Raw genomic sequence first — 23,152 nt, 5'->3', positions numbered from 1 at the left:
CGCGGGCTCACCGCTCGGGCCGGTCGACGCGGATCAGCGTCTGCTGCCCGTTGGCGACGAGCTTCCGCTCTCCGTCGGCCTGGACGCCGAACACCTCCAGCCGGCACACGGTCAGGGTGCGCCCGGACCTCAGGACCGTGCCGACCGCCTCGTTGCGGTCGCCGACGGCGGGCACGAGGAGGTGCCTTTCGGCGGCGCGGTGCGCCGGCTGCCCCGGATGCGCTTCTGCACGTCGGGGCGCGCCTGTTCCTCCCGCGTCGGGTCTGTCGGGTCTTCCCCGTGCTCTCCTTCGTCAGGTTGTCTCTCGACGGCCGTGGGCTGTTTCTCGACGGCCTGGGGGGTCTTTCGACGCGCCCGGGCCCCCCTGGACACGAATGCCGGACCTTGCCCGGCCGGGACCGCTCGCGTCCCTCTCGGCGCGGTCACGCGGGGACGAAGCTCGGCCACCAGGGCGGGACGTTGTTCGGGCACCAGGGGTCGGGGGAGGAGTCCGGCATCCCGAGCCAGGTCACGAGGAACCACGTGAACCACAGGGTGAAGACCAGCCCTGCGGTCAGTGCTGCCCCTCGATGGCGTCTTCCGAGGGTGGCATACAGAATCACCCAGGGAACGGCAGCGGCGACCCAGACCAGAGGGGCGAGAAAGAGCAGAGTCGCGCCGTTGGCCCCCGCGTTCACGCCGATGTCACAAGCCGCCCAGGCCTGCCCGATGGCGGTGATGGAGACGAGTGCGGTCAGAGCCCCGAAGAGGACGCCCAGGCGAACTCCGCTGGACCGGCGGCTCGGAGGGCTCGACGGCCCCTCACTCGACGGCTGCACATCCACGATCGCCCACCTTTCCTCGCCGCGGATGCGGACACTACAGCGGTCACGCACCCGACGGTTCTGGATCCGAGGTGGCCCGAGCCCCCCCGGGGCCGGCCGGCCGACCACGAGGCGTCGGTGGAGAGTCCTCTCTCCGTCCTCGACGCCCGCCAGGACTTCCGCTGTGTCCGCATGGCCTGGGCAAGCGGGCTGCTCATGGCGGTGCGGTCGTCGCCCCGGTGATCCGGCGGCATCACGCCGTTCTGGACTTCGCCGGCACGCACAGCCACGCGAGACCCGCGGCGGCCAGGCAGGCGAGGGCGCCGATGGCCATGCTGGTGCGCAGCCCGGTGGTGTAGTCGGTGGCCGTGGCGAGCAGGCTGCCGCCGAGCGCCACGCCGGTCGCGCTGCCGATCTGGCGGGTGGTGTTGAACAGGGCGGAGGCGGCCCCCGAGTACGCCGGTGGTGCGGCGCCCATCACGGTGGCGGTCGAGCCGGTGAGGGCGAAGGAGGTGCCGAATCCCGCGGCCATCATCGGGGCCACCAGCAGCACGTAGGCGGGGTCGGCTCCCGCCGCGGCCCAGCCGGCCAGCCCCAGGCCGGCCAGGAGCATGCCGGAGATCACCAGCGGACGGTCGCCCGTGCGGCGGGTCAGCCGCCCGGACAGGACGGAGGCGAACATGGTCATCGCCACCGCCGGGAACAGCGCCAACCCGGTGCCGAGGGCACTGAAGCCGCGCTGGTGCTGGAACTCCAGGCTGGCGGTGAACACCATGCCGTAGAAGCCGAAGTTGAACAGCAGGCCGATGACGGATCCGCCGCTCATCGCACGAGAGCGCAGCAGGCTCAGCGGGAGGACGGGCGACCGGGCCAGCCGCTCGCGCACCGCGAACGCCGCGGCGGCCAGCACGGCCAGGCCCACCCCGGCGAGAACGGCCGGATCGGCCCAGCCCCGCCGTCCGGCCTCGTTGAGCGCGGCGGTCAGCAGCGCAACCGCCGCCACGACCGCGCACTGCGCCGGCCAGTCCAGGGCCCGGTCGGCGCGCCGGGGCGAGGGTGCCACGTGCCGCCGCGTCAGCATCAGGCAGGCCGCGCCGACCGGCAGGTTGATGAGGAACACCCAGCGCCAGCCCACCGTGGAGACGAGCAGCCCGCCCAGCAGCGGGCCGGCGGAGGCCGCGATGCCCGCCATCGACCCCCACAGTCCGAAGGCCCGCGAGCGTGCGGCCGGCGCCGGGTAGGCCTGCTGCAACAGGGCCAGGGAACCGGGCACGATCAGCGCCGCGCCGAGCCCCTCCACCAGCCGGGCCACGACCAGGAAGCCGGCGCTCGGCGCGAGCGCGCACGCGGCCGAGGCCGCGGTGAACACCGCCACGCCCCAGCAGAAGACCCGGCGGTTGCCCAGCCGGTCCCCCAGCGCGCCACCGGTCAGCAGGAACCCGGCGAAGACCAGGGTGTACCCGTCGGTGATCCACTGGATGCCGGTCAGTGAGGCCGACAGTTCCCGTCCGATCACCGGTACGGCGACGTTGATGACGGTCACGTCCAGGATCACCATGAAGTAACCGGCACACACCGCCAGGAGAGGTGCCCAGGACCGCCGCCCGGACTCCGGGGCCGACTCGGGAGAGGGCAGGGACCCAGCGCCACCGGCCGACTCCTCGGACGCCACGGCCCCAACCCCCATCACGGACACGCCGAAACTGCAACAAACGCCACATTAGGCGACATGTGCGTCACATCGCGGCATCCATGCTGCTCACTGCTCCTCGGGAGCGGATCCGACCGCAGGATCCCTCTGCCACCCGGGTGCACGTCCGCGCACCGACGCGACGTACGAGTGTGCGGGACCCACCCCTACCGGCCGTGCTGGGCCTCCCCCAGCACCGTGCTGCCGAGGCACGCGGCGAGTCTCTCGGCGCGGGGCAGGTCGCCCCGCTTGTCGACGTGGTCGGTCCAGGCACCGGCGTAGTGGAATTCGGCCCTTCCGCAGCACCGCCGCCATCCGCCACGCGTCCTCGACGGTCACCAGGTCGGCCAGCAGGGTCACTTCGTCGTCCCGCTCCTCCAGCAGGGCGTACAGGCGCAGTGTCCTCCGCGGCGTCGGTGGTGCGGAAGACGGGATACGCCCGTGAGTCGCCCCCTCCTCCGGGCTGTGCCGGGCAGCGCCGCACTGCCCGGCAGCCACGGGTCACCGGTCACCGGTCACCGCAGCGTGGGAACGGCTCCGCCCTCGACGTGCGCCACGTCGACGCCGGGGAGGCCCGTGACCCAGCGGCCGGCGATGTCCGCGAGCCGCTCCGCGCCCGGTGGCGTACGCCCCAGGCCGACGGCGTACCGCACGCTCGCCGGACCGTCGGCACACGCCGGCGCGGACGCGGAGACCAGCGCCCGCGGCCAGGGGTGCGCGTCCTGCACGCCCGCTTCCTCCAACGCGCCGAGCAGCGCGCGCATACGCCCACGCACGCGCCCGTTCAGCTCGTCGAAGTCCTCCGCTCGCCGGGGCAGGACGGTCACCACGGCCCAGGCCGCGTGCCTGCGGTGCAGGGGCGGCGGGGACAGCAGCTCGGGCCACGGATCCGTAGCGGAGGCGGCCGCGCCCTCCACTGTTTCCCAGGCCCGGTAGAGCTCCTGGCTCAGCAGGTCCCGCCCGCCCTCGCCGACCTGTTCGGTGCAGGACCGCACGGGCGCGCTGGGCGTCATCACGGTCAGGGCCCCGCGGGCCTCGTGCCCGTCACCGGTGAGGGTGACGGGTTCGCGCCAGTCCCACGCGGCCCACGTGCCGAAGAACCGCCGCAGCAGCTCACCGGCGTCCGCGACGTCCGGCGACTCCCGGACCGTACGGGCCGCGAGCACGGCCCACGCCACCCCGGGCAGTCCGCCGAACGGCGCCGCGTCCAGGCCGCGCGCCCTCGCCCACGTCTTCACGCCCCGTGCCAGCGCCGCGAACCGCGACGCCCCTTCCGTGCCTGTGGCCGGCGTGCTCACGGCCGCCAGGACCGCGTCCGCGTCGGACACCGCGCTCAGCGCGACGGCCGCGGCCTCGCCCAGGTCGGCCCGCCGCGCCACCGCGTCCTTCACCGGCACCGGTCCCGTGGCCCCCACCACCAGGTCCACGTCGAGCCCTTCGACGTGGAACCGCAGCCCCGGCACGCGCGCGCCGACGACCTCCCGCATCCGCTCGGCGCCCGGCAGCGCGGCCGTGACCCGCTCGCGTACGGAGGTGAGGTCCACCGTGCCCGGCAGCGCCGCGACGACGTCCAGGTCGGCCCCGGCGATCACGCAGCCCATGCGCCGTGATCCGGCGAGGTGGACGACACCCTCGCCGAGCGCGTCCGACAGGAGCCGCACGACGTGTTCGGCCGCCGCGTCGTCGGCGGCGGGCCGCACGCCCGTGCCGGCCGCGGGCGCGGCCCACTCCTCCCATCCCCGGTCGGGCCGTCCGAGGGCCGGCTCCGGAAGCCACCGCACCTCGCCGGTGCCGAGGGCGACCGTGGCCCGCGGCCGCATCGGTTCGTCACCGCGCCGGGACAGCAGGACCAGCTCGCCGACCGGCGCGGTCATGGGGCGGAGGCGGGCCGCGCAGTCGACGGTGACGGTGTGCGGGTCGCTGGTCCGGCCGAGACTCAGGTGCGGGGTGAACCCGTCATGGCGTCCGCGGCAGCGCGGGAAGCGCCGCAGCAGCGCCTGCCACAGCTCCGCCCACGGCGTCTCGCCGCCGGCCGCGGGGTCCAGCCACACGGTGGCGCCGTGCCGGTGCCCGAAGGTGTCCAGTCCCTCGAGCCGTGCCGTGAACGGCGCGACCTGCGCGGCCGCCGCGGCGAGCAGCGGTGCCGCCCGCTCGAAGTCCGACTCGGGGACGAACCCGAACAGCACGTTGACGTGCGGCGGCCAGCGCCGGATCTGCACGTCGTGGTCCCGGCGCACGTCCTGGATCGCGGGCCACAGCTCGCGCGGCGGAACCCACGCCAGCGCCGTGCGGGGTGTCGGCGCGACGTCGAGCACGTCGACGGGCGTGCCGGTGCCGCAGTGCAGGTCGGTGGCGAGGCCGTAGTGGTCGGAGGGGTACAGCCCTTCCGTAGTGGGTGTGTCGCCGAGCAGCGCCGCGCCGGTCACGCGCGGACCGTCGACCGGGCGGACGAAGACGCGGTCGAGGCGGGAGGCGCGGCCGGTCAGGGACGAGACGGCGGCCAGCGGGTTGCGGCCGGGGTCGAAGGTGGGGCGGTGGTCGTCCGGCCCGTGCGTCTCGGTCCAGGCGTCGAGCATGCCGAGCGTGCGTGCGGGGCCGGGGCCGCCGTCGTTGAAGTCGCCGACCAGGACCAGGCCGCCCGCCACGCCCGCGAGCCCCTCGGCTAGCCGGGTCAGTTCGGCGTCGCGCCGGGCCGGACCGTCCTCGGAGTGGTCGCTCGTCAGGTGGGTGGCGGCCACGGTCACCGGTCCGGACGCGGTGTCGACGACGACGGCGGTGACGGCCTTGTGGGGGCCGAGGACGTGCAGGGCCGCCTCCCGCACGGGGAGCCGGCTGAGCAGGAGCTGCCCGCAGTCGTCGACGTCCTTCCCGTAGGGGTCGGTTCCGACGGTGTAGCTGGCCCGGACCCAGGCCGCGTCCAGCAGCATGGCCAGCAGCCCCGCCTCGACCTCCTGCAGGGCGATGACGTCCGCGTCGGCGTGCTCCAGTGCCCGGAGCAGCAGCGGGCGGCGCAGGGCGGTGCCGATGCGGTGGCTGTCGTAGCGGTCCCACAGCGTGTTCCAGGTCAGCACCCGCACCCGGTCGCGCCCCGCCGCCTCCCGCGCGGTGGGCGGCGCGGGCATCCACCGCCCGGCGGACGTGTCCCACGCGTGGGGCGTGCGCGCCGAGAAGAAGGGCGCCCGTAGCCGCCGCGGGTCGCGCACCCGGCCGGCTCCTGACTCGTCGATGCGGTCCACGCCCGTGGCGCGGTCCCACACGAGCTCGCCGTCCGCCTCCACGAAGAGCACCCGGTGCCACGGGATCTCGCCGCCCGGCACGAACGTCGGCAGGGGCACCCGCGCGGGCGCGGCGCCGCGCTGGTTGATGCCGAGCACGAAACGCGCGGGGTCGAAACGCGGGTCCCAGCGCACCCGGTGGTAGATCTCCTCGCTGGTTCGCATCAGGATGCCTCCCCGTCCAGTGTGCCGTCGCGGTCCCCCACGGTCCCGTCCGCGCCCACGTACCAGGTGCGGTGGGCCTGGCCGGGATACGGCGGCACGAACCTGCGCAGCTGTCCCGTCAGCACGTCCGGCGGCACCGGATGCGCACGGGTGGCGTTGCGCCGTAGGAGCTCGTCGTGGTCCGCGAGCATCACGGCGTGCGTGATCAGCGCGTCGCGCCGACGGGCCACGGCGTGCACGAGGGACCGCTGGTGCGGGTTGAGCGACGTGGCCTCCCACACCACCGTGCCACCGGCCGTGAGCGCCTTGTCCAGGCGCTCCAGGCCCTCCCGCAGCACTTCCCCGTTGGCCTTCTGGTCCGCCCGCGCGCCGCGCGCCGCGCGCAGGTCGTCCAGCGCCACGCACGCCGAGACGCCCTCGAGCCGCGCCGCGAAGGAGCTCTTGCCGCTGCCGGACGGCCCGACCAGGTGCACCAGCCGTGGAAAGTCTCCGCCGCGCCGACGCCATGTCGCCGCGACGGCCTCCTCCACCGTGGAGACCCGCCCCTGGGCGTAGGCCTCCCGCGCCTCGGCCCAGCAACGGTCGGCTGCCTCGCCGCCGACTCCGTCGCGCCGCAGCGCCTCGCGCAGTCCGGCCCTCAGCGACCCGAGCGGAGTCTCGCCGTACAGCCCGGCCTCCTGGGCGTGCAGCGCGGACCACTCCACCTGTTCGCGCGCCTCGTCGTCCCCGGCGACGGCCCCCGCGACGGCGTGCAGCACCCCCTGATCGGCCGCGAAGGACATCCGTACGAGCCCGGCCCGCCGCTCGGCGTCCGGATACGGCCGGTGCAGTGCGGCGTGCAGCCCCACCAGGTCGGCGACCCGCCGCGCGAGCGGCACGCCCAGGGGTCCGGCGGCCCGGCCCATCAGCCAGGCCCGTGGCGTGCGGTGCAGCAGGGCGGCGAGCACCCCCGCGAGCCGTGCGTCGCCGTGCCGCCCCAGTGCGTCCAGTCGCGCGCAGGCCTCGGCGGCCGCGCCCGCGTCGTGGTCCGTCGCGCCCAAGAGGGCGGCCAGCGCCGGGGCGTCCGGGGCGGCCCCGGATCGCACGGCCCACACGGCGGCTGCCGGGGCGAGCCCGTTGGCGACGACGGCGGCGTGCATCCAGTGCGTCCCCGTCGTGACGTGCCCGTGCCGCACCCACTTGGCGACCCGGCCGGCGAAGTCCTCGCGCGCGATGCCCTCGGCGGTCCGTACGACGTAGCCCTCCTGCCGCCCGGTCTCCACCTTCAGCCGCCGCAGCGCCCGCTCGTCGAACACCCCGCGCCACAGCACCGCCGGGACCGGGATGCCCAGCCCGCGCAGGAACCGCACGGTGTCGTCCCAGTCCAGGCACCGGTCGTGTTCGTCCCACACGGAGAATCCGTAGAAGTAGCCCTCCAGGGCGTCGTAGGGGATCGAGTGCCGCGCGTACATGTTCTCCCCGCACACCCGCCATCCCGCCGGGATCCGCGCGCCCACACGGCCCTGCAGCGCCTTGACCCACGCCCGCGACGGGTGGTGCGCGGAATCGACGGACCGCGCGTGCAGTCCGTCCGGGTACAGCGTCGTGTTCTCCCCGTCGAGTTTCTCGGTGACGACGATCTCCCGGCCGACGAACCCGCTCAGGCTTCCGGCCCGCACGTCATCGGCGGAAGCACCCGGTGACCAGGGGACATGGGGGGTTCGGGGGTAGGGGGTGCGCATCCGGGCACTATAGGAGCGCGGTAAGCGGCCCCTCCAGCGGATTACCGGCGGCGCGGGGCCAGAGGCTGGACGGGACCGCACGGCGGCAGCCGGCTCCCGCGGGCCGGTCGTACCGCTCACGAAGGTCGTACGGCTCAGGAAGCTCGGGCCGCGGCGAGCGTGAGGAGCCGGACAACCGAGCCTGCTGCCCCTTGACCTCCGCATTGGTCCATACCAAAATCCTGCACACCCGTTCGAGCCGTTGTGCTCGTGTCCCCCACGCCGGGCCCCTTGCCCCTGTCCACCAGGCAGAACAGGACCCCCGTGAGACGTCACCTCGCCCTCCTCTGCGTGTCCGCCTCCCTCCTCACCGCCTGCGGCCTCGTACCCGGCACGGGTGGGACCGACCGCCACACCGTCACGGTGTGGCTGATGAAGGACAGCGCATCCCAGGACTTCCTGGACCGGTTCGCCGAGGACTTCGAACGCGACCACCCGAACCTGGACCTCGACGTGCGCATCCAGGAGTGGACGGGGATCGGCGAGAAGGTGCAGACGGCTCTGGAGGGTGACGGTGAGGACGGACCCGACGTCATCGAGGTCGGCAACACCCAGGTCCCGCGGTACGTCGACGGCAACCGGCTGCTCGACCTGACCCTGGAGTCCGTGACCAAGTGGGGCAAGGACGAGTGGCTGCCCGGCCTGGCCGACCCGGGACAGCGCCGCTTCCACCAGTACGGCATCCCCTGGTACGCGGCGAACCGGGTCGTGATCTACCGCAAGGACCTCTTCGAGCAGGCGGGCGTCACCGCCCCGCCCCGTACCCGCGAGGAATGGCTCAGCGTCACCGAGAAGCTCAACTCGGACGGGAACCAGGGCATTTACCTGGCCGGTCAGGACTGGTACACCCTCGCCGGTTTCGTCTGGGACGAGGGCGGCGACCTCGCCACGGAGTCCGGCGGCCGCTGGGAGGGGGCCCTGGACACGCCGGCCGCCCTGCGCGGCATGGAGTTCTACCGGCGGCTGCAGTCCCTCGGCGAGGGTCCGGTCGACGCGGACGAGGAACACCCGCCCCAGGCCGGCGTGTTCGCCGGAGGCAAGGTGGCTCAGATCATCGCCGTGCCCGGCCTCGCTCAGGCCGTGGTGCGGCAGAACCCCGGCCTCGCGGACAAACTGGGCTTCTTCCCCGTGCCGGGAAAGACCGAGGCCCGGCCGGGCACCGTCTTCATCGGAGGCTCGGACCTCGTCGTCCCGCGCAACACCGACCAGCGCGAGGGAGCGATCGACGTGGTCGCCGCCCTGACCGGCGCCGAGTGGAACACCGACCTGGCCCGCACCATGAACTACGTGCCGAACAAGGCGAAGCTCGCCTCGGCGGTCGCGGGCGAGGACGGGGTCGCGGCCATGGCGGCGGGGGCCGCGCAGGGCCGGGCGACCCCCAGCACGCCCGAGTGGGCCGCCGTCGAGGCGGACAACCCGATCAAGGCCTACATGACCAAGGTGCTCGGCGGGGCCGACCCGGCCACGGAGGCCCGTCGTGCCTCCCGGAGCATCACGAAGGCACTGACGGTCTCCGTCGGCTGACGCCCGGCCGCCGCGGCACCGCCGAACGCCCGTCGGCCCCGCCGGCCGGACGGCGGGGAACCGCGATGTCGGACCCTCCGGTTAGGGTCGGCCGGTGCACCCGACGAGCGTACGCAGACGCAGTGTCGTCCTCGCCGCCCTGGCCGCGACGACGACCGTCGCCGCGTGCGGCGACCGGCAGCACCAGCGCCGTACGCCGCAGTCCGGCCGACCGGCAGAAGGGCAGACAGTGGACTCACGATCACGGGTCGTACAGCACTGGGGGCGCATCACCTCCTGGCTGGGCCGGCACGCCCCCGCGACGTACGCACGCCTGCGTCCGCCGGTGTCGCCGGAGGCGCTCGCCTGGTACGAGCGGCGCATCGGGGCGCCGGTGCACGACGACCTCAAGGCGTGGTGGGAGATGAACGAGGGCACCTACCTGTTCGCCTTCCCCGGCTTCCTCGACGGCCACGCGCCGCTGAGCATCGACGGGTCGTTCTTCTGCCATCCGCTGGAGGACGCGGAGGAACGCGGGTGGGAGCGGTCGTGGGTACCGTTCGCCTGCAACGACCCCACCGACCCGTACTCCGGCATGTTCCACGACGCGAAGACAGGCTTCGTCGGGCACTGGGCGGAGGCGGAGCTGCCGACGGTGTCGCACGGCACCACCCTGGCCGACTACCTCGAGAAGCAGGAGGCGGCCTTGTACGAGACGTCCGGACGGCGGCCCGGCCAGGACGTCCCCGGCCTCTGGAACGGGCTCCTCGTCTGGGACGACCCCGACCACCCCCTCCACGACGATCTGGACGGGTGGCAGCCTTTCCACCGCACGCACCGCGAGAGCCAGGGGGACACGTGATGACGGACGAACAGGCCGTGCGGCAGGCGTGGAGCCGTATCCAGCAGGCGATCTCACGGCATCCGGCCGCGTACCCGCCGCTGCGCCCCCCGGCTCCCCAGGCGGCTCTCCGCGCGCTCGAGGAGGAGGTGGACACACGGGTGCCGCCGGCCCTGCGGACGCTCTGGGGGATCCACGAGGGTGCCTACGGCGTGCACGCCCGCGGCCTGCGACGGGACTTCATGGACGGTCACGCCTTCATCAACCTGGACGACGTCCAGCAGATCCACCACATGTTCACCGTGCCCCTCAACCACGGGCTCTTCATGGACAAGTGGGGACGCGCGTGGGACCCCGCCTGGATACCGGTCACCTCCCGCACCGACCGGACCGTGCACGCGTCCGGACACTTCGTGGACGCCGACGGTCGCGTCGGCTCATGGGACGACCGCACCCTCACGTCGGCGAAACACCCCACGCTGGCCCACTACTTGCACCACGTCGCCGACCGGATGACGTGACGTGCGTGCTCGGCGCCGGGCGGCTCTGCGACCCGTCCGGACACACCGCCGTCCCCGGACGGCCCGGCGACCGAGGTGACGCCCGGCTGTCGCGGCGCACCGGCCGGGCCGGCCCGGCGACAGGTCAGCTCGTGGCGAGGAGTTCGAGCGTGTCGATCACCCGGTTCGAGAAGCCCCACTCGTTGTCGTACCAGGCGACCACCTTGACGTGGCGGCCGTCGACACGGGTGAGGGCCGAGTCGAAGATCGACGAGGCCGGATTGCCCGTGATGTCGGACGAGACGAGCGGGTCGTCCGAGTACTCGAGGATGCCGGCGAGCGGCCCCTCCGCCGCGGCGCGGTACGCGGCCAGCACGTCCTCGCGCGTCACGTCGCGGGCCACGGTGGTGTTGAGTTCGACGATCGAGCCCACGGGCACCGGCACCCGGATCGAGTCACCCGACAGCTTGCCGTCGAGGTTCGGCAGCACGAGACCGATCGCCTTGGCGGCGCCCGTCGTGGTCGGCACGATGTTGACGGCGGCGGCGCGGGCGCGGCGGGCGTCGCGGTGCGGACCGTCCTGCAGGTTCTGCTCCTGCGTGTAGGCGTGCACCGTCGTCATGAAGCCGTGCTCGATGCCGGCGAGCTGGTCCAGGACCGCCGCCAGTGGCGCCAGCGCGTTGGTCGTGCACGAGGCGTTCGAGACGATCGTGTGCACGGCGGGGTCGTAGGCGGCGGTGTTGACACCGTACGCGAGCGTGACGTCGGCGCCGTCCGACGGCGCACCGACGAGCACCTTCTTCGCGCCCGCGTCGAGGTGCGCGCGGGCGGCCTTGGCGGAGGTGAAGCGGCCCGTCGCCTCGAGCACGATGTCCACGCCGAGCTCGGCCCACGGCAGCTTCTCCGGTTCCCGCTCGGCGAGCACCTTGATGCGACGGCCGTCGACGACGAGGGCGTCACCGTCGACGGTCACCGGGCGGCCGAGGCGGCCGGCCGTCGTGTCGTACGCGAGCAGCCGCGCGAGGGTGGCGGGCTCCGTGAGGTCGTTGACGGCGACGATCTCCAGGTCGCTGTCGCGTTCCAGGAGCGCGCGCAGCACGTTGCGTCCGATGCGGCCGAATCCGTTGATGGCGATGCGAGTCATGAATGCTGTCCCTTCGGTTCGCCACCAGCGTCGCGCGCCGCGGTCGCCCGTGACCTCGGCGAGAGCGCCACGGTTCGAAAGGATCTCGCCAGGCGGCCCGGCGCGGCCGGCTACTCGCCCCGGGCGAATGTGCGCCGGTACTCGCTCGGGGTGGTGCCGAGGATCCGCTGGAAGTGCAGCCGCAGGTTCGCACCCGTGCCGAGACCGACCTCGACGGCGATCCGCTCGACGCTCCGCTCGGAACGCTCGAGCAGCTCACGGGCCATGTCGATGCGGGCGCGCATCACCCACTGCATCGGCGTGTACCCCGTGTCCTCGACGAAGCGCCTCGACAACGTGCGCGGCGAGACCGCCGCGTGCCGGGCCAGCACCTGGAGGGTGAGGGGCTCGCCGAGCCGGTGCAGCGCCCACTCACGGGTGGCGGCGAACCGCTCGCCGAGCGGCTCGGGCACGCTGCGCGGCACGTACTGGGCCTGACCGCCGCTGCGGTACGGGGCCGCGACCAGGCGCCGGGCAGCGTGGTTCGACGCCGCCACGCCGAGATCGCTCCGCAGGATGTGCAGGCACAGGTCGATGCCCGAGGCCGCGCCGGCCGACGTCAGCACGCTGCCCTCGTCGACGAAGAGAACGTTCTCGTCGACCCGGACGAGCGGATGCTTCGCCGTGAGCGCCCGCGCGTAGTGCCAGTGCGTCGTCGCGCGCCTGCCGTCGAGCAGGCCCGTGGCGGCGAGCGCGAAGGCGCCCGTCGAGATGGCGGCGAGCCGCGCGCCTCGGCCGTGGGCGGCGAGCAGCGCGTCGACGACGGCCTGCGGCGGGTCGTCGCGGTCCGGGAACCGGTAGCCCGGGATGAAGACGATGTCGGCCCACGCCAGCGCGTCGAGGCCGTGCGACACGTGGTACGACAGGCCGTCGCCGCCCGTCACGAGACCGGGCGCCGCGCCGCACACCCGCACCTCGTACGGCATGCTCGCGCGGGTCGTGAACACCTGCGCGGGGATTCCGACGTCGAGCGGCTTGGCACCCTCGAGCACCAGGACGGCGACGCGATGCAGGCGGGAGGACGGCACGGGAACAGGGTACGAGGCGCCGGGCCGTCCGTTCGTCCACCGACGGCGCCGGGCACCGGGGCGTCCCGAGGTACGCGACGCACCGGGCCGGTGCCGCAGGCCAGGTCGCCGAAAAATGCGATTGACGTTCCGGCGCCGGTCGGCGGACGATCCCTGACCGTGACGACAAGCGCCGATCAAGACCAGCACGCCCAGGAACGGGTCCCTTCCGCTGACCGCCCGCTCGCCCTCGTCACCGGCGTGGGCCGGACCGTCGGCATCGGCGCCGGCATCGCTCGCGGGCTGGCGGCGTCGGGCTGGGACATCGCCTTCACCTACTGGACCCCCTACGACGACCGTATGGCCTGGGGCAGGGAACCGGGCGCGACCGAGGCGATCAGCCGGGCTCTGGCCGAACACGGTGCCTCCACCGCGGCGGTCGAGGCGGATCTCGCCGACCCGGACGCCCCGGCACGCGTCTTCGACGAGGTCGAACGACAACTGGGCACGGTCACCGCGCTGGTGATGTGCCACTGCGAGTCCGTCGACTCCGGTCTGCTCGACACCACCGTCGAGAGTTTCGACCGGCACTTCGCCGTCAACGCGCGCGCCACCTGGCTGCTCATCCGCGAGTTCGGGCGTCGCTTCGCCGGAGTTCCGGGAACCGGACGCATCATCAGCCTCACCAGCGATCACACGGTCGGCAACCTGCCCTACGGAGCGAGCAAGGGAGCCCTGGACCGCATCACCCTGGCCGCCGCCCGCGAACTCGCCCACCTCGGCGTGACCGCCAACGCGATCAACCCCGGGCCGATAGACACCGGCTGGATGTCCGAGGAGATCCGGGAGCACTGCGTCCGCAGCACTCCGCTCGGCCGCCTGGGCACCCCGCAGGACACCGCGCACCTCGTGGACTTCCTGTGCTCCAGGGAAGGCGAGTGGATCAACGGCCAGCTGCTGATGAGCAACGGTGGCTTGGCATAGCGCACCGCGCCACTGATCCGCGCCTCGGCCTCACCGACCTGCCCGCGTACACGTAGGGCGCTGCGCGTGTGCCGGATCAACGGCTGCGCCGTCTGCGGCGACATGCGCACCAAGGAGGCCGCCGCGGGCGGGACCGCGGTGCGGCTGCACCTGATCGCGGCGTGGCGCGAGGTCACGGTCTCCACCGAGGCCGAGCGTGCCGCGCCGTCCCGGCGGAGGACGACATACGGGCGGCGGACGCGGTCGGCACGGCGCCGGCGAGGTGTGGGCGTACGCCGCCGACCACCATGACGCGGAGCAGCTCACCGCCTGGTGATGCTGGTGTCCTTCATGAGCACGGTGAGCCGGCTGCACGTCGTCACCCCGGCAGCCGGCCGGCGACTAGGAGCCCGGACGGTTCCACCGAACGGCGTCAGCGACTGGTGCACGGCGCCACCGACCGGCTCGGGGCCCGGTTGCGGGTGCCCGGGCCCCTCCCCCGGGGACGGTTGCACGGTGGCGCGTCCCCTCGCCGAAGTCCGCCGCCTGGGGCGGCGAGCAGGATGTCGGCCGGCTCTCGCCCTCAGAGACCGGCGACCTTCGCGCTCGCCGACAGTTCGTAGACCAGGGTGACCGTGCGGCGGCCGCCGGGCGGGAGGGTGAGGTCCCAGCGGGCGATGCCCTCCGCGTCGAGCCCGTCGGGCGCCGGGGAGCAGGCGTCCCTGCGCAGACGGACCTCCACCGCCGAGACCTCGGAGACCGGGATCCGCTCCCGGAGGACGACCACCTGGTCCGTGGTCTCCCCTGGAGCGGAGAAGCGGGACAGGTACAGGCGGACGGTGCGGGTGACGACGGTCCGCTGCGTCAGTCCGGCGGTGTCGCGGGACTCCTCGGCATGCCGGACCACCCGGTAGTCGTCGCGGCTGCCGAAGGCGAGCTCGACGGAGGTGCCGGGAGCCGTGAAGTCCAGCGTGCCGCGGCCGCTGAACCCGCTGCCGCGCACCAGGTCCACGGGCCCGGCGAGCAGCGCGTGGCCGGACAGGTTGTCGAACCGCACCACCTGGGTGACCAGCGGGGACACCTCGGGTGAGCAGGCGTACTCGCTGCTCGCGGCCGTGGTGAAGGCGGAGAGCGGCACCCGGTGGGCGCGGCCGTCCGAGGGCACGGAGACCGGGGCGGGGGCGTTCAGCACCCGCGCCTCGCCGCCGTCGTCCACGCCCGGAAGGCCGAGCACCGGGGCGGGGCCGAGGTCCCCGATCTCCTCCTCGCGCACCTCGACGTCGACCGTGCGGCGCTCCGCGGCGGTGCGCTCCTTGAGCGTCAGCCGGTCCTCTCCGAGCCGTGGCGGATCGGTGGCCAGCGCCGACCGGGCCGTCGACAGCGTCAGCCGTACGTCCGACCAGTCCTCGCCGGTGCGCTGCCAGACCATCGCGTCGGTCTCCAGCGTCAGGGAGTCCCCGTCGAGCACGGCCCGGTAGGCGGGCCGCCACAGGGCGCACGGGGTGAGGTGGCTCAGGCGCAGCCGGGCCGGTCCGGCGGCCGCGGCCTCCACGGTCAGCTCGATGTGGCCGACCAGCTCGGCGGGCTGCTCGTCGCTGACGTCCAAGGCGTGCTGGGCCTGCGCCAGTTCGGCGGCGAGGGCGGTCAGCCGGGCCTCAGCGGTGCGGAGCTGCTCGCCGTACGCCTCGCGTGCGCCGTCCACCCGGTCCAGTTCGCGGGCCCAGCGGGGCCCTTCGGTCTGTCCGGAGCCGGCGCCCTCGCCGATCTCACGGAGCAGATCGGCGGCGAGGCGGCCGAGCAGGTCGAGACGGGCACGGAGCCGGTCGCGCAGCTGCCCCAGGGCGAGCCGCTCCTCCTCGAGGCTGTGCACGCGGTGGCGCAGGGCCGGGTCATCGGTGGTCGGCAGCGGCCCGCGCGGGGTCCAGCCGCGGACCATCCGCACGTCGAGCACGGTCGCGGGGTGTGCGGCGGTCAGCTCGGCGTGGAGAGTGCGGTCGACGGCGAGCGCGCTGACCGGACCGAGACGCAGCCGCTGGATTCCCGCCTCCAGGTCGAGCTCGACGGCGCGCTCGATGTGGGCGCGGTCCTCCAGGCAGGTGACGGCGGTGACGGGGAGGGCGATCGGCTTGGGGGCCGTGGACATGTGCGTCAGCTCCTGCGGTTGCCGCCGACCAGGGCCTTGCCGGCCGGGATGCGGATCTCGTAGCCGCCGTCGAGGGCGGCGGTGCCGCCGGCGGGCAGGTCCACCCGCCAGACGCGGGTGCCCGGGGCGTGGTGCTCGGGCCCGGCGCCGTCCTCGGGTGCCGTCCAGTCGGCCCGTTCCTCGATCCGGACGTCCGGTTCGGAGGTGACCGGCACCCGCTCGCGGACCTCGACGGTGACGGGCCTCGCGAGCCGGTTGGCCAGCTCCACGTGGACGCGGTGGTCGAGCACGGTGATGTTGTTGCGCAGGCCCGAGGTCGACTCGTGCAGGTTCGTGCGGCGGGTCACCCGGATGCTCTCGGCCGGCCCGAGCCCCACCCGGCGGACACCGCCGGGGGCCAGGGTGGGCAGCGCGGCGGTCAGCAGGAAGTCGTCGTCGACGGTGACCTCCACCGGGCCGGCCAGCAGCGCCTGGTCGGTGGCGTTGGTGAGCACCAGCGTCGCGTACACGGTCTGCTCCACGGACGGCACGCACAGGTACTCGGTGCGCAGACCGACCGCGATCTCGGTCACGGTGACGGTGTGCCAGGTGCCGTCCGAGGGAATGTCGGCGCGGGCGGTGGCGTCGAAGCGGTGGTCGAAGGAGCCCGCCGACTCGCGGGGCCGCACGGCGTGGCCGGGCAGGGGCAGCGCGGCCACCGCCTCGGCGCGGCGGCGGTACTCGGCCGCCACCAGGTCGGAGGGGGAGTCGGGAAACAGCCGGCCCCTGCGACCGCCCTGCTCGTCGGGGCCGGACAGGACGAGGGCGGCGTAGTCGAGCTCGGCGCCGCTCGGCTGCGGCGGACCGGCCACCGGGGCCGGTGCCGGGGGTTGGGGCGGTGGCGCGGCACGGCCAGGCGCCGCGGGGGCCATCGCGGCGGGGGCCGCGGGTGCCATGCCGGCGGGGGCCGCCGGGAGGGGCCTGCCTCCGGTACGGGCCCGGCCCGGTCGCGCCATCACCGGCTGCGCGACATCGGGCCGTGCGCCGCCGAAGACCTCCGGGGAGGCGCCGGCCGTGCCGCCGGGCACCGGGAGCGCAGGGGGGCCGCCGTAGGCCTGCGGCAGCGGCGGCGGGGGCGGAACAGGCCCGGGCGGGAAGCCGCCACCGGCCACGGGCGCGGCTCCGGGTCCCGCGGCCGCGGACGGGGTGGTCGTGGCGGGGCGAGGGCCCGCCGCGTCGTACCCGGTGAACAGGTCGGCCAGGCCCACCGGTGGCTCGCGCCAGCCGGAGGGCGTGGGGGCGGGCTGACGGCGTCCGATCCGCATCGACCGGAGCTTCGGCAGGTCGGTGCGGCGCCGCAGGTCGGCGGTGGCCAGGGCGATGCGTACGCCGCTCCAGTCCTCGCCGGTGCGCTGGGCGACCGAGGCGCGCAGCACCAGGCGGCCGCTGTCGTCGCCCTGACGGTGAGTGAGACGGTAGGTCGGGACCCAGACGGCGCCCGGCACCCCGTACTCCAGCTCCACCTCCACGTCGCCGGTACCGTCGAGAGACAGGACCGCGCAGACCGTGGTCCGCACGTGCGCCGGCGGGGTGTCGGTGGAGGCGCGGGCGAGCCTGTCCTCGGCGACGGCGAGCTCGTGCTCGACCTGCCGCAGTGCCTCCTCCAGCTCGACCAGGCGGGTGTGCAGTCCCGTCAGCCGCTCGTCGACGAAGTCGGCGAGCTCCAGCCACGCGTCGACCGGAGTGGAGCGGTGCGGGTCGTCGCGTTTGCGGGGCGGCGGGACCGGGTGCAGGGCCCTGATCTCCTCGATCCGGCTCAGATGCCGGTCCCGGCGTCCGCGCGCCGCCGCGCACTCGTCGTGCAGCCGTTCGACCTCGCGCTGCAACTCGTCGGGCGTGCCGGGGCCGATCGGTTCGGCCTCGATCTCCACCCGGGCCTCGGTGACGCGCACCCCCGAGCCGTCCACGACCCGGGCCCGCAGCGAGCCGTGGTCCAGCGAGCGAGGCAGTCCCGTCACCCGCACCCGGCCGTCCGGCGGCACGCTGCCCCGGGCCAGGCGGCGGCACAGGGCGCCCTGCGCGTACACCACGACCGCGTCGAGGGTCGACCCCCAACTCCGTGCTCGTTCAGCCCTCATGTGCTCCGCCCCCCACCGTGTCCGTGCCGAGTGAAGCCTACGCCCGGCTGGCGGGCGCATCCGTGCGGAGTCCCGAAGGCCGTGGCCCGTTCCGGGTCGGTGCGCCTGCAGGTTCCACGAGGCCCGTGCCCTCGCCTTGCCTCGCCCTGCCCTCGCCCTGCCCTCGCGGGAGACGGACGGCACAGCCCGGGCGCTCGGTTCCCGCGCACGACCTCGCCGACGCTCACTTCTTCGGCTGCCCGCGAACGCCGGTGCCGCCTCTCCGGGCGGTCGGCAGGGTGAGGGCCATGAGGATCACCAAGTTCGGTCACGCGTGCGTACGGCTGGAGAAGAGCGGCGCGGCCATCGTCATCGACCCGGGCAGGATGACTCCCGAGCCCGATGCGCTGACGGGAGCCGAGGCCGTCCTGATCACGCACGAACACTTCGACCACTTTGATCCGGAACGCCTGCGCGGGTCCCGGTCGGCCGTCTACACCTGCGCCGGGGCCGCCCGGCACCTGAGCGAGTTCGGCGACCGGGTGCACGTGGTCCGCGGCGGCGACCACTTCTCCGTCGCCGGCTTCGAGGTCTCCGTGGTCGGCGACAAGCACCACTTCAGCCACCCGGACGTCCCCCCGGTCGACAACGTGGGGTTCCTCGTCGACGGGGAGGTCCTCCACCCCGGTGACGCGCTGACGGTGGTCGACGCCCCCACGCTCCTGCTTCCCGGCCAAGCCCCCTGGCTGACGGTGCCCGACATGATCGGCTACCTGCGCCGGATGGCACCGCACCGCGCCTACGCCGTTCATGACGGGCTCCTCAACGAGTGGGGGCTGAAGGTGCTGGACGACGTCCTGGCCAGGGAGGCCGAGCGGGCGGGTGCCGACGTCCGGCGCCTTCGCCCCGGCGAAAGCGTCGAGGTTCCGAGGGAAACCCGGCTGCTGCGGGGGGATCCGGTCGGGTAGCGTGCGGGACATGTCGAGCCCCGAGTCAGCCAAGGTGGGGGCTTTCGGTCACGCCGTCAGCCCCCTGAACCACTGAGTTCGTAGTCCTGCCGTCCCGCCGCGCCTGCGGCCGGACGCGTGCGCCCTTGGGTGCTGACCGCGGTGACGAGATGACCTCCTCGTGCTTCTCCTCACCTCGGAGCCACTCGATGCCTCTCCCGCTGTACCTGCTCGCCCTGGCGGTCTTCGCCATGGGCACCTCGGAGTTCATGCTCGCCGGCCTCCTGCCGGACATCGCCTCGGACCTCGACGTCACCGTCGGGACAGCAGGCCTGCTCACCTCGGCCTTCGCGATCGGGATGATCGCCGGCGCCCCGCTCATGGCGGGGCTCGCCCGCCACTGGCCCGGCCGGTCCAGCCTGCTCGGGTTCGTCCTCGTGTTCTCGGCAGCCCACGCCGCGGGCGCCACCACGTCGAGTTTCCCGGTCCTGTTCGCGACGCGGGTGGTCGCGGCGCTCGCGAACGCGGGATTCCTCGCCGTGGCCCTGACGACCGCCGCCTCCCTGGTCTCCGCCGACAGGAAGGGACGTGCGCTCGCGGTGCTGCTGTCGGGCACCACGGTGGCGACGATCGCCGGTGTCCCGGGGGGAGCGGCGCTCGGCGCACTGCTCGGCTGGCGAGCCACTTTCTGGGCCGTCGCCGCCCTCAGCCTGCCCGCGGCCGTCGGCATCCTCAAGGGAATCCCAGCGCGCCCCGGGCAGGAGGACCCTGCTGCCGGGCCGGCCTTGCCAGCGGTGCGGACGGAGCCTGCCGGGCCGGCCCTGCGGGCGGAGCTCGCGCAGCTCACCAGGCCGCGACTGCTGCTGGTGATGCTGCTCGGAGCGCTGGTGAACGCCGCGACGTTCGCGGGCTTCACCTTTCTCGCCCCCATCGTGACCGGCGCCGCGGGGTTGGGCGAGCTGTGGATCCCGGTCGTCCTGGTGCTCTTCGGCGCCGGCTCCCTCGTCGGCGTCACCGTCGCCGGACGGCTGTCCGACCAGCGGCCGGGCCTGGTCCTCACCACCGCCGGCCCGCTGCTGCTCCTCGGCTGGCCGGCCCTGGCCGTGGGGGCCGAGGAGCCGGTCGCTCTGTTCGTCCTCGTGTTCTTCCAGGGCGCGCTGTCGTTCGCGCTCGGCAGCACGCTGATCACGCGGGTCCTGTACGAGGCGGCGGGCGCCCCCACCATGGCCGGCTCCTACGCGACCGCAGCACTCAACGTCGGCGCAGCCGTCGGACCCCTCATCGCCGCGACCACCCTCGGCACCTCGGTCGGGACCCTCGGTCCTCTCTGGGCGAGCGCACTCCTCGTCGCGCTCGCCCTGCTCATCTCGCTCCCCTGCCGCCGGGTGATCGAGGCCGGCCGGAACACCGAGGTGGTCGAGTGACGCGTGTGGACGCCCGCTCGAGCATCGTGATCGAGGGGCGTCGCCGGTGGCCCCCACCGCCGCCTGCGCGCGGCGGAGACTCGCCGCGTCTAGGGCTTCCACACCCGGGGCCCACCGCCCCGCCACTCGATGAGCTCGGACGCCTCCACAGACGCCTCGTCGGCGTCCTCCATGCCGGCGAGGCGCAGGAAATCGGCGACGTCCAGGAGCCCGTACGCCATCCCCAGGAACTGGCCGCCGACGCGCACCCGGCGCCCGCCGTCCGCGGCGGGCGGGTAGACGACGACGGGCTGCGCGGAGGTCATGAGGCCAGGGTGCGGCCTGCGCCGGCCGTACGCATGCGGGGCGTTCGGGGCGCTCGTAGGCTGGTGCTGCTCGGGGCCGTCACGGAGGTCTGCCATGACCCGGTCCATCTGTCCGGTCCGGCTCCTCCGCCTCACGTGCGGCCGTCGACGCCTGATCAGTGCCCGGAGCAGGCGCTGTCTCGTGATCGATTCGGGGACCTCCGTGTTCCCGGCTCGATCCCGTGACGTCGGGGCGGCGGCTCGCCGTGCGTGACGTGCGACAGGCGGAGGGTGGGAGCGGTGTCCGTGTCGGCGGGAGGAGCCGGGCCGTGGAACTCACCGACTGGCTGCTCACCTCCGGCGAACGGGGCAACGTCGCGACACGGCTGGACAGCCGCCGACCGGACGGGGCGGCGTGGTCGCACGGGAACCTGGTGCGGCCCCTGATCGACGGCGCGACGTACTACCGGGAACTCCTCAGCGCGGTCGGGGCGCAGCGCGCCGGAGACCTGCTCCTCTTCAGCGACTGGCGGGGCGACCCCGACGAGCGGCTCGTCGGTCCCGGCAGCGAGATCGGCACCGTCCTCTGCGAGGCGGCCGAGCGCGGCGTGATCGTGAAAGGGCTGGTCTGGCGCTCCCACCTCGACCGGTTGCAGTTCAGCGAGACCGAGAACCGTCACCTCGGTGAGGAGGTGGAAGCGGCGGGCGGCGAGTGTCTGCTCGACATGCGGGTGCGCCCGGGCGGCTCCCACCACCAGAAGTTCGTCGTGCTCCGGCACCCCGGCCGCCCCGAGCTCGACCTGGCCTTCGTCGGCGGCATCGACCTGTGTCACAACCGCCACGACGACGCGAGCCACCGTGGCGACCCCCAGTCGCAGCCCATCGCCGCCGCGTACGGACCGCATCCGCCGTGGCACGACGTGCAGCTCGCGATACGCGGACCGGCCGTCGGCGACATCGAGACCTGCTTCCGCGAGCGCTGGGAGGACCCGGCGCCGCTCACCCGCAGCCCGGTCGTCCGCCTGCGGGAGCTCGCCCATCGCGAGGACACGGAGGCGGACCCGCTGCCGCACCAGGCACCGGACCCCGAGCCGTGCGGTACCTGTACCGTCCAGGTCCTGCGCACCTACCCCAACCGGCTGCTCCGCGGCTACGACTTCGCCCCCGACGGCGAGCGCAGCATCGCGCGCGGCTACCGCAAGGCGCTGCGGCGGGCCCGGGCGCTGATCTACCTGGAGGACCAGTACCTGTGGTCCCCGCACGTGGTGGAGTTCTTCGCCGAGGCACTGGCCGCCCACCCCGGACTGCGTCTGATCGCGGTGATCCCCTCCGTCCCGGAGCAGGACGGCCGGATCACACTGCCGATGAACCTCATCGGCCGGATCACGGCCCTGGACAGGCTGCGGCGCGCCGCCGGCGGGAGGGTCGCGGTGTACGGGCTGGAGAACCACGAGGGGACACCGGTGTACGTGCACGCCAAGGTCTGCGTGATCGACGACGTGTGGGCCTCGGTCGGATCCGACAACATCAACCTCCGCTCCTGGACCCACGACTCCGAACTCAGCTGTGCCGTCGTGGACGAGAGCAGGGACCCGCGGGACCCGCGTGACCCCGGCGGTCTCGGGGACGGCGCGCGCGGCTACGCCAGGAACCTGCGCCTGGAGCTCGCGCGCGAGCACCTGGACCGGGGGGCACCCCTGACTCCGCACGCGCCCGACCCGCTCTGTGACCCCCGGAGCGCTTTCGACGCCTTCGCGGCGAGCGCCGCCGCACTGGACTCGTGGCACGACGGCGGCCGCCACGGCCCCAGGCCGCCCGGGCGCCTGCGCACCTACCGTCCGCCGAGCCTTCCGCGCGCGACCAAGGCGCTCTGCACACCACTGCATCGCCTTCTCGTCGACCCGGACGGGCGACCCCACAGGTTGCGGCGCCGCAGAACGTTCTGACGCCGAGCGGGCGAACCGCGCGCCCGCGGGCCGGGGGCCCATTACCTGCCAGGTCATCGACCCCCGGCGCCTGCGGATGCCACGATCATCCGCGTACGGAGCCCGACCGACCGGAGGACGCCATGCCCGCCTACGTCATAGCTCACCTGCAAGAGGCCGCCCCGCACCCGGAGGTCGCCGAGTACGTCGAGCGCATCGGCGCCACCTTCGAGCCGTACGGCGGCCGTTTCCTCGTGCACGTCACGCAGCACGAGGTGAAGGAGGGCAGTTGGCCCGGGCACGTCGTGGTGATCGGCTTCCCGGGGATCGCCGAGGCGCGGGCCTGGTGGGACTCACCGGCCTACCAGGAGATCGCGCCGCTGCGCTCACGCCACATCGCCGGCGACATCATCATGGTCGAAGGCGTCCCCGAGGACTACGACCCGGCCGCCACCGCACAGGCCATGCGGGAGGCCCTGCCCGCCGATTGAGGCCGACTCCTGCGTGCCCGGGCCGCGTACGACGGAGAGGCCCTGGAGCCGATGGCGGCCGGCCAAGGTCCGGCTCCCGTCGAAAATACCCGGGTGCGGGTGACGCCGGATCACCTCTAGGCTTCGGCTCGGGGGTCTGTGAGGCGCCCTGT

General features: G+C 74.1%; 18 protein-coding genes and 1 pseudogene. 9 read left to right on the top strand and 10 right to left on the bottom strand.

Features of this window, described 5'->3' with window-relative positions; genetic code table 11:
* Window positions 1-7: 7 nt before the first annotated feature.
* The 5 genes and pseudogenes from ACIHAR_RS27755 to ACIHAR_RS27735 form a co-directional block, all read right to left on the bottom strand.
* Window positions 8-184, bottom strand: a pseudogene (locus tag ACIHAR_RS27755) (DUF4442 domain-containing protein); the annotation flags it as partial.
* A 238-nt stretch (window positions 185-422) separates the two neighbouring features.
* The gene (locus ACIHAR_RS27750; protein WP_365453829.1) at window positions 423-824 is read right to left on the bottom strand and encodes a hypothetical protein; all 402 of its coding nucleotides are present in this window, start codon (window positions 822-824) and stop codon (window positions 423-425) included.
* A gap of 232 nt (window positions 825-1,056) precedes the next feature.
* Window positions 1,057-2,490 (bottom strand): MFS transporter, encoded by a 1,434-nt coding sequence (locus tag ACIHAR_RS27745; RefSeq protein ID WP_400022421.1) that lies wholly within the window; start codon window positions 2,488-2,490, stop codon window positions 1,057-1,059.
* Window positions 2,491-3,008: 518 nt separating this feature from the next.
* Window positions 3,009-5,933 carry a poly(A) polymerase gene (locus ACIHAR_RS27740; RefSeq protein ID WP_400022420.1) on the bottom strand — a complete coding sequence of 975 codons (2,925 nt, stop codon included), beginning with the start codon at window positions 5,931-5,933 and terminating at the stop codon, window positions 3,009-3,011.
* Window positions 5,933-7,654, bottom strand: a complete 1,722-nt coding sequence (locus ACIHAR_RS27735; RefSeq protein ID WP_400022419.1) for an RNA ligase family protein — start codon at window positions 7,652-7,654, stop codon at window positions 5,933-5,935. The genes ACIHAR_RS27740 and ACIHAR_RS27735 overlap by 1 nt, the downstream gene beginning before the upstream one ends.
* A gap of 303 nt (window positions 7,655-7,957) precedes the next feature.
* On the opposite strand from ACIHAR_RS27735, the gene ACIHAR_RS27730 reads away from it, so the two are divergent.
* The 3 genes from ACIHAR_RS27730 (at window position 7,958) to ACIHAR_RS27720 (ending at window position 10,558) form a co-directional block, all read left to right on the top strand.
* Window positions 7,958-9,217, top strand: coding sequence for an extracellular solute-binding protein (locus tag ACIHAR_RS27730; protein WP_400022418.1), 1,260 nt, complete (start codon window positions 7,958-7,960; stop codon window positions 9,215-9,217).
* A gap of 94 nt (window positions 9,218-9,311) precedes the next feature.
* Window positions 9,312-10,058 (top strand): hypothetical protein, encoded by a 747-nt coding sequence (locus ACIHAR_RS27725; protein ID WP_400022417.1) that lies wholly within the window; start codon window positions 9,312-9,314, stop codon window positions 10,056-10,058.
* Window positions 10,058-10,558: an SMI1/KNR4 family protein gene (locus tag ACIHAR_RS27720; protein WP_400022416.1), complete on the top strand. Its 501-nt coding sequence runs from the start codon at window positions 10,058-10,060 to the stop codon at window positions 10,556-10,558. The genes ACIHAR_RS27725 and ACIHAR_RS27720 overlap by 1 nt, the downstream gene beginning before the upstream one ends.
* A gap of 124 nt (window positions 10,559-10,682) precedes the next feature.
* Here the strand turns inward: ACIHAR_RS27720 and gap are convergent, their stop codons facing one another.
* Both gap and ACIHAR_RS27710 read right to left on the bottom strand, forming a co-directional pair.
* Window positions 10,683-11,681, bottom strand: coding sequence for a type I glyceraldehyde-3-phosphate dehydrogenase (gene gap, locus ACIHAR_RS27715; RefSeq protein ID WP_365453848.1), 999 nt, complete (start codon window positions 11,679-11,681; stop codon window positions 10,683-10,685).
* Between the two features lie 110 nt (window positions 11,682-11,791).
* The gene (locus ACIHAR_RS27710; RefSeq protein ID WP_365453851.1) at window positions 11,792-12,748 is read right to left on the bottom strand and encodes a helix-turn-helix domain-containing protein; all 957 of its coding nucleotides are present in this window, start codon (window positions 12,746-12,748) and stop codon (window positions 11,792-11,794) included.
* Window positions 12,749-12,907: 159 nt separating this feature from the next.
* Between ACIHAR_RS27710 and ACIHAR_RS27705 the strand changes: the two genes are divergently transcribed.
* Both ACIHAR_RS27705 and ACIHAR_RS27700 read left to right on the top strand, forming a co-directional pair.
* Window positions 12,908-13,711 carry an SDR family oxidoreductase gene (locus ACIHAR_RS27705; RefSeq protein ID WP_365453854.1) on the top strand — a complete coding sequence of 268 codons (804 nt, stop codon included), beginning with the start codon at window positions 12,908-12,910 and terminating at the stop codon, window positions 13,709-13,711.
* Between the two features lie 66 nt (window positions 13,712-13,777).
* On the top strand, window positions 13,778-14,002 hold the full coding sequence (locus ACIHAR_RS27700; RefSeq protein WP_400022415.1) for a hypothetical protein: 225 nt from the start codon (window positions 13,778-13,780) through the stop codon (window positions 14,000-14,002).
* A 271-nt stretch (window positions 14,003-14,273) separates the two neighbouring features.
* Here ACIHAR_RS27700 and ACIHAR_RS27695 read toward each other — a convergent pair whose 3' ends face one another.
* Both ACIHAR_RS27695 and ACIHAR_RS27690 read right to left on the bottom strand, forming a co-directional pair.
* The gene (locus tag ACIHAR_RS27695) at window positions 14,274-15,833 is read right to left on the bottom strand and encodes a mucoidy inhibitor MuiA family protein (protein WP_400022414.1); all 1,560 of its coding nucleotides are present in this window, start codon (window positions 15,831-15,833) and stop codon (window positions 14,274-14,276) included.
* 5 nt (window positions 15,834-15,838) lie between these two features.
* Window positions 15,839-17,950, bottom strand: coding sequence for a DUF4139 domain-containing protein (locus tag ACIHAR_RS27690; RefSeq protein WP_400022413.1), 2,112 nt, complete (start codon window positions 17,948-17,950; stop codon window positions 15,839-15,841).
* A gap of 287 nt (window positions 17,951-18,237) precedes the next feature.
* Here ACIHAR_RS27690 and ACIHAR_RS27685 point away from each other — a divergent pair, with 287 nt between their 5' ends.
* Both ACIHAR_RS27685 and ACIHAR_RS27680 read left to right on the top strand, forming a co-directional pair.
* On the top strand, window positions 18,238-18,897 hold the full coding sequence (locus tag ACIHAR_RS27685; RefSeq protein ID WP_365453866.1) for an MBL fold metallo-hydrolase: 660 nt from the start codon (window positions 18,238-18,240) through the stop codon (window positions 18,895-18,897).
* 188 nt (window positions 18,898-19,085) lie between these two features.
* Window positions 19,086-20,300: a Cmx/CmrA family chloramphenicol efflux MFS transporter gene (locus tag ACIHAR_RS27680; protein ID WP_400022412.1), complete on the top strand. Its 1,215-nt coding sequence runs from the start codon at window positions 19,086-19,088 to the stop codon at window positions 20,298-20,300.
* A gap of 89 nt (window positions 20,301-20,389) precedes the next feature.
* Here ACIHAR_RS27680 and ACIHAR_RS27675 read toward each other — a convergent pair whose 3' ends face one another.
* Window positions 20,390-20,605, bottom strand: coding sequence for a hypothetical protein (locus ACIHAR_RS27675; protein WP_365453872.1), 216 nt, complete (start codon window positions 20,603-20,605; stop codon window positions 20,390-20,392).
* Between the two features lie 308 nt (window positions 20,606-20,913).
* On the opposite strand from ACIHAR_RS27675, the gene ACIHAR_RS27670 reads away from it, so the two are divergent.
* Window positions 20,914-22,530 (top strand): phospholipase D family protein, encoded by a 1,617-nt coding sequence (locus tag ACIHAR_RS27670; protein WP_400022411.1) that lies wholly within the window; start codon window positions 20,914-20,916, stop codon window positions 22,528-22,530.
* 122 nt (window positions 22,531-22,652) lie between these two features.
* Entirely contained in the window at window positions 22,653-23,000 is a 348-nt protein-coding gene (locus ACIHAR_RS27665) for a DUF1330 domain-containing protein (protein ID WP_365453878.1), read from the top strand.
* Window positions 23,001-23,152 lie beyond the last annotated feature (152 nt).

It is taken from the genome of Streptomyces sp. NPDC052016, assembly GCF_044548445.1.
Classification (GTDB): domain Bacteria; phylum Actinomycetota; class Actinomycetes; order Streptomycetales; family Streptomycetaceae; genus Streptomyces.
This window is presented reverse-complemented; position numbering and strand designations above follow the sequence as displayed.